This is a genomic window from Fluviicola sp. (assembly GCF_030151805.1).
Taxonomy (GTDB): domain Bacteria; phylum Bacteroidota; class Bacteroidia; order Flavobacteriales_D; family Crocinitomicaceae; genus Fluviicola.
This window is the reverse complement of the sequence record NZ_JASLCN010000229.1, coordinates 1-14,868: the sequence shown is the minus strand read 5'-3', so window position 1 is coordinate 14,868 and position 14,868 is coordinate 1. Positions and strand designations below refer to the sequence as shown.

Sequence of the window (14,868 nt, the reverse complement as noted above, 5' to 3'; positions counted from 1 at the left end):
TCTATCACAAATGCGCAAATGTATGAGACATTACCAGGATTGATATACCTTAAGTATTAGAACAACTTCAACTAAATTATTTGCTATGTGTCCTGATGTTTCTATGTGGTTTGTTTTTTGAACCACAGTAGTACACATAAGTCACATAGTTGTCAGGTGGGTGTTTTACCGCCAATATAAAAAGCCTGCGAACTAATCTCCGCAGGCTCTTTTTGATTTTCTATGATGATTTGGGTTGTTTTATGATTTTAGTAACTTCTACCCAGCGGCCTTTTTCCTGGGCGTTCACGGTATGATCGTACATGGCTTCCGAGAATACAGCCGGCAAATAGAAGCGACCTAAGTAGGAAGCATTGAGCTGAATCTTGAAGATCTTCGTTTCATTCGGAGCCAGTTTGAAGTAACTGTACACGCGGTCGTCACGGTAATCCTGGTAATCCATGTTCGACGTGTTTTCTTCATCATACAACCTGGAATTGTGAATTTCCCAACCGCTCGGCATGATCTGATTCAAAGTCATTTCCCGGTAGAACTGATCTTTTGTCGGATTTTTAAGTGTCACTTTCATTATGAAATCCGTTCCCTGCATGATTTTCGAAGGATCTATTTCCACTCCGTTGAGATTGGTGTATGCAATGTCTATCACCAGGTTACTGCGAATTTTTTTCTCTTTACCGATTTGGGGAACTTTCTTTGTACAGAAGGTCACAAATAGTTTTTTGGAGGAAGTGTTCTTAACTGTCAATCGTTTCAGTTTTGCTCCGTCCGCGTCGGAATAGTTTTTAGTCAACAGACATTTGGCAGCACTCACTTTTTCCGAATTGATCTCAAATTGCAGCGTACCGTTATTCTTGATTTTTCCACTTGTAAGCGAGAGAATACAATATCCGGCTTCCTGTGTGCTCAGCCATTGGTTGGATTTCAGCACGTCTGCAATTTCTTTTTCCAATTGATCTGTTGATTTGGATTCGATCAATAATCCGGCTTCGAGGTTCATGGCTTTATCACGAAGGGTCGAACCGTATGAATAAGCGTATTCCCGGTAGGAAACAGGCGCGAAGCTTAGATTGCGCGTTAGTTGTTTTGCCAGATCTTTTTGTCCTACCAAATAATAAGCAGCTGCTAATCTCCATTTTGCCGTTACTCCTAAGTTGGATTGTTCTTTCAAACGATTCATTGCTCCCAATTCCGGTTTTCCTGCCAGAGCCAACGTGTATAAACGATATGCCTGAATCAGTTGATTGGATTCTTCCGCATGGCTGGAATAACTTGAATAAGAACTCGCAGACCAGCTGTTTGCCTGGTTTTTCTGATAGTCAATCCAACGGGCTTTCAGGTTATTCGGAAGAGTGAAGCCGTGCTGTTCGGCCTCAATCATGAAATGTCCGGCGTAATTGGAACCCCAATCACTTGCTTCCCGATTTCCCGGCCAGTAAGCAAAACCACCTTCGTATTGCTGGAAACTCTGGTATTTCAACAAAGCTGCTTTGATGTTGGAAACCATGATAGCTTTTTCTTTTTCGCTAAACTGCATGATGTCCATTGCAAACAATTGCGGGAAAACTGCAGATGTACTTTGTTCGATGCAACCGTGCGGATAGTTGATCAGTTCTGACATCCGTCCGCTCAGGTTGATGGAACTGAACTGGCTTGTTTCAAGCGAGTAGGAGTGAGAACCTGAAATTCCATCCTGTTCCATGGCGAAACTGACTGAAGTTCCGGGAGCGATTTCTTTTGTTTCGCTTTCCAGGACTTCCGGATTTGGGCTTCTGACATCGACTTCAAATTCCTGTGTGGCCGTTTCACTTCCCGATTTTGCCAGGATCTTGATTTTCGCAATACCGATTCTGTTGGCGACTTTCAATTCGAAATTGACGATTTGATCTCCTTCTCCGGTAAATTTTAAACCCTGGTTTTTCGCTCCGCTAATTACCAGAAGATCGTTGCAGCTTACCTGAACATCTACGTTTTTGATGTTTTCTTTCATTGCGAACACATCTACGGGCAAGTGAATGGTTTCCGTTGGTCCGATAACGCGAGGCAGTGTTCCCAGAACCATCAGCGGTTTTTTGATCGTCACGGTTTCTTCTGCATTTCCGAATGCAGTTGCGGAATGAGCTACCACCATCACGCACACGGATCCGATGTACGTTGGAAGTTCCACCTGGTGCGTTTTGGAAGAACCCGCAGGCAAAACGAATGGCCCCAAGAAATGAACCATCGGTTTGAAACGGTTGGCTTTCGGACCTGCTCCGTCATCCGCAGAACCATCACCACCGATACTCAGCAAGCGGTTCAATTTCCCGGAATAAGCGCCGATAACCGCATTGTACATGTCCCAGGTTTTGATTCCCAAAGCTTCTTTTGCATAAAAGGTGTTCCACGGATTCGGGGTGCTGAATCGTGTGAGGTCCAGTAATCCTTCGTCTACAATGGCTAAAGTATAGGTCATTCCTCTGCCGGATTGCTCTTTCACGGTGACTTTCGCTGTGGATTCCGGACGCCATTCTTTTGCGACAGCGATTTCAGGATGCAAATGCGTTGCGGGATCGTCAACCAAAATCGGTACAATTCCATACATGCGGATCGGAAGATCGTTTGTCGTTGCGCTGTGCGGCTGAATCAAACTGACGTGTACATACGCATTCGGAGCCATGTCTTCGCTTGTTTCGAACGAACAGGTTGTTTCGCCTTTGACGGTATTGACCCAGAATTTCTTGACAATTTTGGTACGCGTTTCAATCGAAATCAATGCTTTTCCGGAAGCTGGTGAAGGAATACTCAGTTTAACAGTTTCCCCCTTGACATAACTTTTCTTGTCCGTGGAGAAATTCAGCATGGAAGCATATTCGTTGTTTTTCTGGTTTCCACGGCTCCAGTACGGAACATCAATGGAAACGATTTTTCCCGCCTGGTGGAACCCTTCTTCATCCGTTACGGTGATCAGAAAACGCCCGTAATCTGCTTCTTTCAGCCCGAATTGGAAGGCACTTTTTCCGTTGGAACAATTTACCAATGAATCGTAAACAAGCATGTTGCCGTTTCGTGCGATGAAATTTCCCAAATCGTCGTCGCCTCTTTCGTACCACCAACGCCATTCCATGCGGTAGATTTTTACGCGCACTTTTGATTGCTTTTTGAGCAGTTCGCCGGAAGCATTCACCATGACCACGTCGAACGTGTGTTTTTTACCGGAAATCAGCGAATTATCTGCTTCCGTATCGGGGACCCTAAACCCGACATATTGCTTGTAAGGTGAGTACAATTGTGAGAAACGATCGATGGAGAAATTTCCACCTTGTTCAAATACGCGCATCGTGTAAATGGCATTCAGCATTCCGGAAGCATGAGAAAGACTTCCGGTTTCCTGTTTGAACTGCGCTTTTCCGTTTGCATCCAGATCATCGTCGAACAAGGTGTTTTTATCCGAGTTCATTTTCCGGATCGGTGAATCGAATTCGAAGCGCGGATAGCCCGGAATAATGGTTCTGGTGGATTGATATTCGACATCGACTGTTGCCCGCAGATTTTTTGCCGGAGCTCCGTGCAGCCAAAACGATTCCAGGGTCAATAAACTATCTGAACTTGCTCCTTTCGGAACGGTCAATTTGATTTTTAAGCGATTCGGTTTCACCGTTTCAACTTTCAGGTATTTGATAAATTCCCGCGAACCAACGACAATTCGTGCCGTGTAGATTCCTGTTTTTGCGTCATAACCGGTTGCAGTGCGGAAATCGTAATGTCCGTTGAGTCCTGTTGAACGTGTGATTTTAGCAGTTTCATACCCGGAAGGATCCGTGAGGGTAAAAGTAACCGGATGATTAGCCGGAAGTTTGTTTTCGTAATCACGGAGCACGAAGTTGACATAAATGGAATCGCCCGGTCTCCAGACTCCGCGTTCTGCGTAGATGTATCCTTTCAAGCCGTTTTGAACTTCTTCACCTTCCACGTCGAATTCTGAGAGCAGGTTCGAATGACCGTCGCTTACTTTCAGGTAGCCGCGCTGTTTTCCATATTTCGCAATCAATAAAAACGGTTTTTCGGAAAGTGTTTTCGTGTACATTCCTTCTGCATTGGTTGTTCCGGAGGCAATAACTTGTTTTGCGAAATCATAGAATGTCACGGAAGCATTCGGAATGGGCTGTGTGGTGATCATGTCTGTGAGGAACACATGTGCCTCTTTTTTTGCATCGAGTTTGTAGATTACCCCGATATTGGAAGCGAGAATGTTTCTTGAAACTGCTTTTCCGTAGTAATAATCCGAACTGCAGGGAGATTCGGAGTTGTATCCGCCCCAATCTTCGTAACCGTCGTCCCAATCGTCGAGATGCCACGGACGTTCTGACCAGGATTCGTTGGTTGAAGTGGCGCTTTCTCCTGTTTCACCTGCGTTTTCATCGGAAGTCGGGCAATCGCAGTAGGCGTCTTTTTGTTCGAATTTGATCGAAATGCGGTAAATTGCTCCCGGTTCCGGACGAATCCATTTTTCCAGGTCGAGTACGTGGGAAACCCAATCGCTCTTGTCTTCTTTTTTTACGCCCAGCGAAATGTTCTTTTCTGCAATTTTCTTCCCGAAACGGAAGATTGCTTCTGATTCATTCAAATCATTGACCTGCAAAAAGTGGTGTACGTTTTCCTCGTAGATTTTGATAATGCGAATTGTTGCGGATTTCAATCCGATGGTTTCGAAGGGAAAGATTAATCCTTTGGAATCAGGCAAAATAGAACCGCTTCCTGTGATGCGTACTTTCGGTTTGGAAGGAGTGAAAAGTAGTGAACGTTCACAGCCTTTCAGCATCGGATAGTTTTTGATGTTTTTGATTCCGGAATTGACTTTCAAACGATAGGTTCCTTCAATGCGCTTGGGAATGAACACGGTTACTTCGTTGTAATAGATGGAAAACGTTTCTCCGCTTACACCTTCCAGGTCAATTAATCCGTTCAGATCCTGGTTGCTTGAAAGCGGTTCTGAAAAGCTGAGACGGATACTTTGATCATCGTCTTCATTCACACTGTATGAACTCAGGCCGAAATCGCCCAAAGCCGGAACTTTTACGCTGGTAGAGCCGTTTGAAAAGGATGAGATCGGATCGCCGTTCCATTCAACGGAAACGGTTTGTTCTTTTGCAGAACGTTTGATACTGTCAACGATAAAGATGTATTCATTGGCCCCATAACTTTCTTCAAAGCGCACTTTCGGAGAGGAGCCGTCAAATTGTACTTTAATCAGATCTTTCAGTTTCGTTGTATCGAAGTGATCGGTCATGGAAATTTCACCACGCAGGGAATACCATTCCAGGTTGTAGGAATCGTATTCGATCAGGCTTGGTTCCGAAACGTGGATCTTCTGAGGTTTTGTCGCGAATTGGAAGTTGAATTCTTCGTAGCCTTTTTCCACTTTCATAATTTCATCCAAATCCAGGCTGACCGTGTAGATTTGATTGGAACTTAAGGGTTTTTTCGGGAGAATCCGGATGGTACGGAAGTCTGTCCATTCGAAATCTGCATCCACCGCCGGACTGATTTCGATGATTTCTTTCAGGATTTTTTCATCCATTCGGGATTTCATTCCCAGTTCAGCGAGCTTGCTTGAATCCAATTGATCCCGGAGTTCGATTTCAATGTGGTCTGAATTGGAAATAATTCCGGAAGTGTAGCCCGAAACCCATTTGCGGAATTTGGGATCTACCGAGATGATTTTATTGCCTGAACAAGCGAAGATAGTCGCCAGAATGCTGGAAGCAATAGTTAAAAGAACGATGAAGCGTGACATAACTGTTGTATTTGTTAGGTCAAATATGAAGGGATATGAGGGAATGAAAAGAGGTGTTTTAGGAGTCGGAAGTACCTTTTGATTATTCGTGGTTGAAATGAGATTATTTGATTTTGGCGCGAAAGAAGGGGCGGATAATAATACAGAAAAGCCGCGTAATCATGTAGAAAACTCACCAAGCTACATAAACATTAAAAAAACTATGTGACCTTCTGTGTGCTATATGGTAAAATGAACCACATAGCACCATAGAACACATAGTGAATATTCAGTTTGAAGCCTGGATTGTTTTCTAAAACAGAAACCGTATTATTATTTTGGTGAGTATAATACATCAAGTCCGATGCATCACGTCCCTTCTTTTAATTTATAGGAGAATAGTCATCGTTACGGTTGGTAATCCAGTAAATCATCCAGTGTCATGATGGAAACCGGATGGTAATTCTCTCTGTATTTTTTATAAATTTCCATGCCCCATTTTTCGCTTGCAGCATTTTTATGCAATGCAGTATAAATCGGTAATAAGAACTTTCTTCTTCCCACTTTGGAGATGAATTTTTCGATCTGAGGACGGATTTCCGTGTAGTTGGAATTGATTCCAAGCACATACCATTCGGTTGCAACTTCTGCATTTCCCCAGGTACTGAAACCTAATTTCTTGTCGATCACAGCTAAACGTTCCGGATCCATTTTTTTAGGCAATGCACGAATGAAAGCCTGCCATTCCTGCGGAACATATTGATCGCGTTTCAAAGCCGGAACTTGTTTCTTTCCTTTTTTCTTCGCCGGTTTTTTGAAAATGTCTTTCCCGCTTGCAAAGTCGCGGGCAAGTTTCTGGATTTTCTCAAATCTCGGAGAACTTACGGCGTAACAATTCTTCGGCAATCCCGGTTTGTAAAGCCATTCGTCCACATTGAACTGGATGTCTGTCTGACTGATCAGGTTGTCATTCAGGTATTTTTTGAATTGCTCTGTTGTTAAAGTCTGGAATGCGTGATCTTTAAAATACTTTTTCAGGAAGGTGTCGAAACGCTGTCTTCCGAAATCGCGCTCCAGCGTTTTTAAGAAGAATGCGCCTTTTACGTAAGCCACGGAAGTCATTCCGTCGTCCGGATTACGTTTTTTCAATTCCAGTTTCAGGTGGGTATCTTCTTCACTCAGTTCTTCCAGTTCGGTTTGAAGCTCCTGGAACTCGATCAAAGCAAGCATGTCGGCAACTTCCTTTCCGTACAACTCCTCCATGATGCGGTTCTCGAAATAAACCGTAAATCCTTCATTCAGCCAGAAATCATTCCAGCTTGCGTTTGTGACAAGGTTTCCTGACCAGGAATGTGCCAATTCATGCGCAATGACTGAAACAGAACTTCTGTCTCCGGCAATCAGTGTCGGATTGGCAAAAGTCAAACGCGGGTTTTCCATTCCACCGAAAGGGAAAGAGTAAGGAAGTACGATTACGTCGTATTGTTCCCATTGATAAGGGCCGTATAAGTTTTCTGCCGCGTGAATCATTTTCGGAAGATCTGCGAATTCCCAAACGGCTTTCTTCAGCATTTCAGGTTCGGTATAAATTCCGCAATTTTCGCCCAAACTTTTGTATTCCAGGTTTCCTACAGCCAAAGCAATCAGGTAAACCGGAATCGGTTGTTTCATTTCGAAATGATACTTTCCTTCCGGGTTTTTCTCCCTCGGATTGGAAGCGCTCATCACAGCCATTAATTCAGCCGGAACTTTCACATCTGCGCTATACGTAATGCGATTTGCCGGAGTTCCCTGAACCGGAATCCAGCTACGTGTCAAAATTGCCTGACCTTGTGTATATAAATAAGGATGCTTTTTTCCTTCCGTCAATTCAGGATCCATCCAATCCAAAGCAGCTGCATTTTCAGTTGTTTTGTAGTAAATATTGATGTATTCCGTCTTTTTGTCGATTTTGATGCTCAACGGCTGCCCCAAAAATTCCTGTTCTTTCCCGATGATGAAATCGGTTTCTACTTCCTGACCTTTCTTACCAAGTGTTACTTTTTGAATTTCAGGACCGTTGATATCGAAAATTGCAGTGTCTGTATCTTTCAGGCGTTCCATTTTGTGGCGCGCAACACCGTAAATGGTTTTTTTCTCAAAATCCACGTCGATTTCCAGATCCAGATGTTTCGTCCGGATCTCGTCTGTATTGGAAAAAGAATGTGAATCATGACCTGCCACAGCTCCGTTATTTGATTTGTCTTTATCAAGAGGTTCCGCATCGATGTCACAACTAGTAATAGCAAGACTTAGTGCAGCAATGCCGAACAAAAAATTTAGTTTCATTTTCTTAATTTGAGGTATGCGAATATACTTTTTTCTTTGAATTACGCCTTTTTATTATTTATCGAAAGCGTTGCTTTCTCTGGTTTCTTTTTGGCTCAAATGGCGAATGACTTCGGCCGCTCCCATGAGTCCGAATAAGGCCGGCATGTAACTGACCGTTCCGTAAAAAGAACGCTTGAAGTTCGATCCGTCGGTCATTTTCAAAGAGTCTTTTTGTTGTAATTCAGAAGAATACACACATTTGATCTTTTCAAAGCGAACACCTTTTTTCTTGAGTCTTTTTTTGACATGCGCTCCCAATTTACAGTTGTGGCTGTCCGGTAGTTTTGCAACGTGAACACGGGTCGGGTCGATTTTTCCACCGGCTCCCAAATGTGTAATGACTTTGATTTTTTTGCTTTTGCAGGCAACGATCCATTCCAGTTTCGGTGTCACACTGTCGATACAATCCATTACATAATTAGGTTTGTATTGGTCCAGCAATTCCCAAACGCGTTCCGGAAGCACAAACTCTTCCACCACATTCAATTGAATATCAGGATTAATGTCTTTAATCCGTTCTGCTAACACAACCGCTTTGTTTCGCCCGATGGTGGAATCCAAAGCAGTTAATTGCCTGTTTTTATTGGTAATGTCAAATGCATCACCATCTACAATTGTCATCGTTCCGACTCCTGCACGGGCAATAAATTCCGCTGCAAAAGATCCGATTCCTCCAAGTCCCACAATGAGTACATGAGCAGATTTTAAACGATTCATTTCATCTGGTCCAAGAATCAGCTCTGTACGCTCCAGCCACTTACTCATACTTAAAAATTCGTTTTGCGTTTTGGTTTAGTGGTTCGATCAGGGCTTGCAAAGATATGTTTTTTATCTCAGCCACTGCATGATAAGTGTCAATCAATGCCCCGGAACCGGTATCTGTTTCGAGTAATAAACGGGAAAGAGGAATCATTTCGACGCTTTTTTGAAGCTGCGGATTTGTACGAACGGATTCGCCGATGCTGATCATTGCTTTCGGATAATTCAAAACCGTTTCCAGGATGGATGCTTTGTTGAATCCATGATAAACCAGCGTCGTTTCCGGTGCATGCTTTTCGTGCAGGAAACGGCATTTGTCCCAGGAATTGACGCAATGAAGAATCACCGGTTTCCGGAATTTCGCTGCCAGTTTTAATTGAAAAATGTAAACAGCTTCCTGCTTCTCAGTATTGTCGTAGCGATTATCCAAACCAATCTCTCCGAAAGCCAGAAATCCGGGATTCTCAATCAGCATACCGGAGATTTGTTCCATTTTTTCGAAATCTGCGCTATTTGCTTCTTTTGGATGAATTCCGAATGAAAAACAGGGTGGGAAATCACCGGAAAACGGTTCCGTTAATTGAACAATCGCCGGCATTTTGGAGTCAAAATGATGCGTGTGTGTATCGAAAAGTTTCTCTAAATCAGTCATTAAGCAATCTACAAAGCGTTAAATTTAAAACAATCTGAATCATTCAACCATTTTTTACCTATTTTCACCGACGCTAAAAAAATTAAATCGAAATATGGAAAATTCGGCTCCGAAAGGACATCCTAAGGGATTATATTTATTGTTTACAGTTGAAATGTGGGAGCGTTTTTCCTACTATGGAATGCGGGCAATTTTCATCCTTTACCTAACAAAAGCACTTTTGATCGATGCGAAAGCGGCCGGAGGTATTTTTGGAACATACACCTCGTTGGTTTACGCAACTCCGTTATTGGGAGGATTTATTGCAGACAGGTATTGGGGTAACCGTCGCTCTATTTTAGTCGGAGGTGTTTTGATGGCGATTGCGCAGTTCCTGATGTTCTTTAGTGCAAGCATGTACGATCATTCCGGAACAGCTATTCCGATCATGTACGTTGCTTTAGGGTTTTTAATTATCGGAAACGGTTTTTTCAAGCCGAATATCTCTTCGATGGTTGGTTCATTGTATCCGAAAGGAGATTCCCGAATTGATTCTGCTTATACCATTTTCTACATGGGTATTAACTCCGGAGCGCTTGTAGCTCCATTGGTTTGTGGAGGGCTTGGAGACACAGGAAGTGCCGCTGATTTCAAATACGGATTCTTGTCTGCCGGTATCGGGATGGTGATCGGTACGATCATTATGTTGATGTTGCAGCGTAAGTATTTGGTGACTCCAACCGGAGAACCGATCGGGATGAAACCTTCTTATTACAAGAAGGAAAGAGCAAATGCCGGCATTGAAGAAGAGCCTCAGGTTGGATTGACGAAAATTGAAAGAGACCGTATTTTTGCGATCTTTATTATTACTGCCTTTGTAATTGCCTTTTGGGCTGCGTTTGAGCAAGCCGGTGCTTCATTAACTATTTTCGCGGATCAGAATACGGACAGAGGTTTGTTCGGATGGACGGTTCCAGCTTCATTCTTTCAGTCAATTAACCCGATTTTCATCATTATTCTGGCTCCGTTGTTCTCCGTTTTGTGGTCTACATTGAGCAGAAAAGGAAAAGAACCGAGTTCACCGATGAAAATGGTTTGGGGTCTTGCGATTCTTGCTTTAGGATATATTTTGATTGCATTCAGTGTAAAAGGAATGGGAATGGAAGACAAGATTTCCATGTTCTTCCTGATCGGAATGTACTTCCTGCACACTTGTGGTGAGTTGGCGATTTCTCCTGTAGGACTTTCCGTTGTAAACAAACTTTCACCGAAAAGATTTGCTTCCATGATGATGGCGGTATTCTTCTTGTCATCCGTAGTTGGAAACTTCACGGCTGGTTTGTTCTCAGGGTTGATTCCACAGCCGAAAGTGAAAGAAGTGATTGTTTCAAAAGAGGGAGGATTGACAAAAGAACAGTTGGTTGAAACAACTGCATTTTTGGTGAACAAATCTGAAAACCCGATGGAAGCTGCAGTGATCGGAACTTACGAGGAGCAGTTGAAAGCAAGCGGTAAGAAATTGAACAGAGAGAAAATGGAGGCTGCTGATACGTTGAACAAAAAGTACGCAACTTACATTTCAGGACATTTGGAGGATTCAAGAGAAGTCATCTTCGCTGACCGTTTGACGTTCAAAGACAGTTTGAAAAATGTAGTTGTTGAAAGCGGTTTGGTTTCCAAATTCGAAGGAAACAAAAACGTGATTGTACGAAATGTCGCAATTGATGGAAAACATGTTGGATCAATTGTATTTGAAAACTCCGAAAATTCGTTGTTCGGATTTAAGATCAATACGCTTTATTCCTTCTTTATCATATTCATTATCATGTCCGGAATCACTAGTTTGTTGCTATTCGTTTTACATAAGCGGGTAGAAAAACTAATGCACGGTATCAGATAATCAGAGGATTATTCAGGAATCCCTTCTTCTTTTTGATGAAGGGATTTTTTTTGTCCGATAATTCAACTAGTTTTAGCACCTTAAAACTCAAACCATGTCAGAACAAATCTTGGATTCCTCGTTAGCGGGTGAGAATCAGCTGGAGAGTATTCAGAATTTCAAAGGGAAATATCCGAAGCAATTATGGGCGCTGTTCTTTAGCGAAATGTGGGAGCGATTCTGCTTCTACGCGATGCGCGGAATGCTGGCCTACTTTATGACCTCGGAATTAACCTTTTCGACCAAATTGAGTAATCTTCAGTATGGGGCGATCCAGGCATTCGTTTATGCATTTACCTTTTTGGGAGGGATGCTGGCCGACAAAATTCTGGGTTTCCGGAAATCATTGGTTTGGGGTGGTTTGTTGATGATTGCAGGTTCTGTGATCCTTGCAGTTGATCCGCATAAATTCTTCTTTATCGGAATTACGTTCAATATTATCGGAACCGGTTTCTTCAAACCGAATATTTCTTCGATGGTCGGACAATTGTATAAAACCGGTGATTCCAGACGTGATGCAGGATTCCTGTTGTTCTATTCCGGAATCAATATCGGAGCGATGATCGGAGGATATATTATCGCAATTGGAAAAGGAACCATGTTTACGAACCTGATTCCTGCAGATCTTCGTTGGAATGCTGCTTTCGGAGCATCCGGAATTGCGATGGCAATCAGTTTGATCACCTTTCTTTTGACGAAGAAAAACCTGGGACCGATTGGTTTGTCGCCTTTATTGAACATGAAACCGGTAAAGCGAAGTTCCATCGAACTCACAACGTATGTATTGGCGTTGGCTTCGGTTCCTTTGATCATGATCATGGTTTCCAACATTACCTATACGGATTATTTCATGTATGCAATCGGGCCATTCAGTTTGGTTTACTTCATCTACGAAATGACCAAGTACAGTTTGGAAGAAAACAAGAAACTCATTGCTGCTTTTCTGTTCATTTTGTTTTCTGTGGTTTATTTTGCCATTTTCGAACAGGCGGGAGGTTCTTTGGCCTTGTTTGCAAAGACGAATGTAGATAGCAATTTGCTTGGAATGACGATGGATCCGAATGGTGTGAACAATTCAATCAATGCATTGTTCGTGATCATATTTGCTCCTTTGGTTGGTTTGCTGTTTCTCGGTTTGGCTAAAAAGAAACTGGAGCCGAATTCCACTTTAAAGTTCGGTTTGGGATTCCTGTTACTCGGACTCGGATTTTTCATCTTCTTTTTCATGCGTTTCAGTGCATCTGACGACGGAAAAGGCTCTTTGAACTTTTTGGCGTTGGCTTATTTGGTTATTTCCTTCGGGGAATTATTCCTTTCACCGATCGGTTTGAGTTTGATGACCAAATTGGCTCCGCAGAAAATGCAGGGATTCATGATGGGAATGTGGTTCCTGGCAAGTGCATACGGCCAATATGTTGCAGGTTTGTTCGGAGCCGGAATTTCACCGAAAGATTCGGATAGCGGAATCCGGAAAATGGAACTTTACACTCAGGGATATTATGATTTTGCATGGTATGCAATTATCGCGGGAGTTTTACTGATCGCATTGTATCCGCTGATGAAATATTTGATGCAAGAAGAAAAATAAAAAGATGAAACAACGCAAACACCCCAAAGCACTTCCGTTTTTATTCCTTTCTGAAATGTGGGAACGTTTCGGTTATTATTTAATGATCGGAATTTTCACGCTCTATCTGAAAGATGCCAATCAGGGATTCGAAATGTCGGAAGCTGAATCGGCAAGTTTATACGGAACATTCATTGCATTGGTGTTCTTCACGCCGTTTATCGGAGGATTGTTGGCTGACCGTGTTTTGGGATACCGCCTCCCGATTGTGACAGGAGGAATCCTGATGGGAGTCGGGTATTGCATGATGGGCGTGCACTCGTTTCCGATGTTGTATTCAGGAATGGTTCTGGTAATTGCCGGGAACGGACTCTTCAAACCGAATATTTCGACCTTGCTGGGAAACTTGTACAATACGGACGATTATCGGGACCAGAAAGATGAAGGCTACAACATTTTCTACATGGGAATCAATGTCGGTGCCTTTATCTGTAATATCGTATCGGCATTTTTGATTAATAAGTATGGATATTCGGTAGCTTTTGTCGGTGCCGGAATCGGAATGTTTGTCGGAGTCGTTGTGTTTCTTCTCGGAAACAAGCACTATGTTACCGGAGATGTCAAAAAAGTTGCAGTTCCGGGAGAAAAAGCCTGGTGGATCGATTTGTTAATCGTGATTGTGCCTTCTGCCATTTTTGCGGTGATCGGGTATTTCATCAATGGAGTTCCTTCAGCAACGAATGAGCATTCTTTCCTGGTCAAGGATGATGTGACGGATGCGTTCCTTTTTGCCTGTATTCCGGTTATTTTCTTCTTCGGCTATGTGTTGTTTACTTCCCCTAAAAATGAACGAAGAGTAGTTAGTGCGATTTTGGTGGTGTGTATCGCCGTGATTCCTTTCTGGGCAATTTTTAAACAGAATGGAACGGTGCTGAATACCTGGGCGAATAATAATACGGACAGGGAAGTGCCGGCTTCAATCAAATCGGGACTGATCAGCGCGAGCTTGGCCGATACGATCCGATATCAAAAATCCGAAGAGCCGGTTCAGGTTTTGGATAAGCATTTTAGAAAAGTAGAAGGTGAGAAGGCTTTAGAATACCCGTCTTATTTTAAAAACGATCAAAAAGAGCGGAAAGAAGGAGAGGTAGTTGCCTTATTCAATACGAATATCTTTCAATCTGTAAATCCGTTTTGGGTAATTATATTGACCCCATTGATTGTCGGGATTTTCAGATTCCTGCGCCATAGAAAGAGAGAACCGTCCATTCCGATCAAGTTTGTTTTGGGATTATTGATCACAGGTTTGTCCTGTTTGGTAATGGTTGCTGCGGCAAATGCATCCCAGAATGGTGAAATGAAATCGAGCTACTGGTGGTTCTTTGGGGCATACGGAGTGATTACCATCGGAGAATTGTGTTTGTCGCCAATTGGTTTGTCCATGGTTTCGAAATTATCACCGGCCCGTTTGACAGCCCTGTTAATGGGGGCGTGGTTCATTTCAACTTCAATCGGAAACAAATTAAGTGGTGTGATTGCATCGCTTTGGGATCAGTATGATGATAAGTCATCCTTTTTCATGTTGAACTTTTATTTAATGATGGGAGCAACATTGATTCTGATCATCTTCCTTCCCTGGTTGCTGAAAGTCTTTAGAGAACAAAAGAAATAAGACACTATATAATATAGAGTAGCATGAAACGCTTTTTGCCTTTACTGATTCCGATTGTACTATTATTAATAGCGATTCCAATTCTCTTAATGTTCGGACAGGTTTACGCTGCAAAAATCCTTGGAGTAGTATTGGTCGTTTTATTCTGGCTATCCCTTCGTATTTGGCTGCGCAGAGC

7 protein-coding genes are annotated in these 14,868 nt (G+C 42.8%); 3 read left to right on the top strand and 4 right to left on the bottom strand.

The features are described from left to right. Positions 1–220: 220 nt before the first annotated feature. The 4 genes from Q1V93_RS08810 to Q1V93_RS08795 form a co-directional block, all read right to left on the bottom strand. Entirely contained in the window at positions 221–5,773 is a 5,553-nt protein-coding gene (locus Q1V93_RS08810) for an MG2 domain-containing protein (RefSeq protein ID WP_300663850.1), read from the bottom strand. A gap of 387 nt (positions 5,774–6,160) precedes the next feature. Next, positions 6,161–8,080 carry a M1 family metallopeptidase gene (locus Q1V93_RS08805; protein ID WP_300663849.1) on the bottom strand — a complete coding sequence of 640 codons (1,920 nt, stop codon included), beginning with the start codon at positions 8,078–8,080 and terminating at the stop codon, positions 6,161–6,163. A gap of 54 nt (positions 8,081–8,134) precedes the next feature. Then, entirely contained in the window at positions 8,135–8,887 is a 753-nt protein-coding gene (locus Q1V93_RS08800; RefSeq protein ID WP_300663848.1) for a tRNA threonylcarbamoyladenosine dehydratase, read from the bottom strand. After that, positions 8,880–9,533 (bottom strand): TatD family hydrolase, encoded by a 654-nt coding sequence (locus tag Q1V93_RS08795; protein ID WP_300663847.1) that lies wholly within the window; start codon positions 9,531–9,533, stop codon positions 8,880–8,882. Before Q1V93_RS08795 ends, Q1V93_RS08800 begins: the two co-directional genes overlap by 8 nt. A gap of 94 nt (positions 9,534–9,627) precedes the next feature. Here Q1V93_RS08795 and Q1V93_RS08790 point away from each other — a divergent pair, with 94 nt between their 5' ends. From Q1V93_RS08790 to Q1V93_RS08780, 3 genes are all read left to right on the top strand, one after another. After that, positions 9,628–11,412 (top strand): peptide MFS transporter, encoded by a 1,785-nt coding sequence (locus tag Q1V93_RS08790; protein ID WP_300663846.1) that lies wholly within the window; start codon positions 9,628–9,630, stop codon positions 11,410–11,412. Positions 11,413–11,506: 94 nt separating this feature from the next. Then, a complete protein-coding gene (locus Q1V93_RS08785) occupies positions 11,507–13,039 on the top strand; it encodes a peptide MFS transporter (protein WP_300663845.1) in 1,533 nt (510 codons plus the stop codon). 4 nt (positions 13,040–13,043) lie between these two features. Next, positions 13,044–14,690 carry a peptide MFS transporter gene (locus Q1V93_RS08780; RefSeq protein ID WP_300663844.1) on the top strand — a complete coding sequence of 549 codons (1,647 nt, stop codon included), beginning with the start codon at positions 13,044–13,046 and terminating at the stop codon, positions 14,688–14,690. The last annotated feature ends 178 nt before the right edge of the window (positions 14,691–14,868 follow it).

Excerpts from the sequence above, each read along its gene's own strand:
- Q1V93_RS08810 (WP_300663850.1), bottom strand. The coding sequence starts at position 5,773 with ATGTCACGCTTCATCGTTCTTTTAACTATTGCTTCCAGCATTCTGGCG.
- Q1V93_RS08805 (WP_300663849.1), bottom strand. The coding sequence starts at position 8,080 with ATGAAACTAAATTTTTTGTTCGGCATTGCTGCACTAAGTCTTGCTATT.
- Q1V93_RS08800 (WP_300663848.1), bottom strand. The coding sequence starts at position 8,887 with ATGAGTAAGTGGCTGGAGCGTACAGAGCTGATTCTTGGACCAGATGAA.
- Q1V93_RS08795 (WP_300663847.1), bottom strand. The coding sequence starts at position 9,533 with ATGACTGATTTAGAGAAACTTTTCGATACACACACGCATCATTTTGAC.
- Q1V93_RS08790 (WP_300663846.1), top strand. The coding sequence starts at position 9,628 with ATGGAAAATTCGGCTCCGAAAGGACATCCTAAGGGATTATATTTATTG.
- Q1V93_RS08785 (WP_300663845.1), top strand. The coding sequence starts at position 11,507 with ATGTCAGAACAAATCTTGGATTCCTCGTTAGCGGGTGAGAATCAGCTG.
- Q1V93_RS08780 (WP_300663844.1), top strand. The coding sequence starts at position 13,044 with ATGAAACAACGCAAACACCCCAAAGCACTTCCGTTTTTATTCCTTTCT.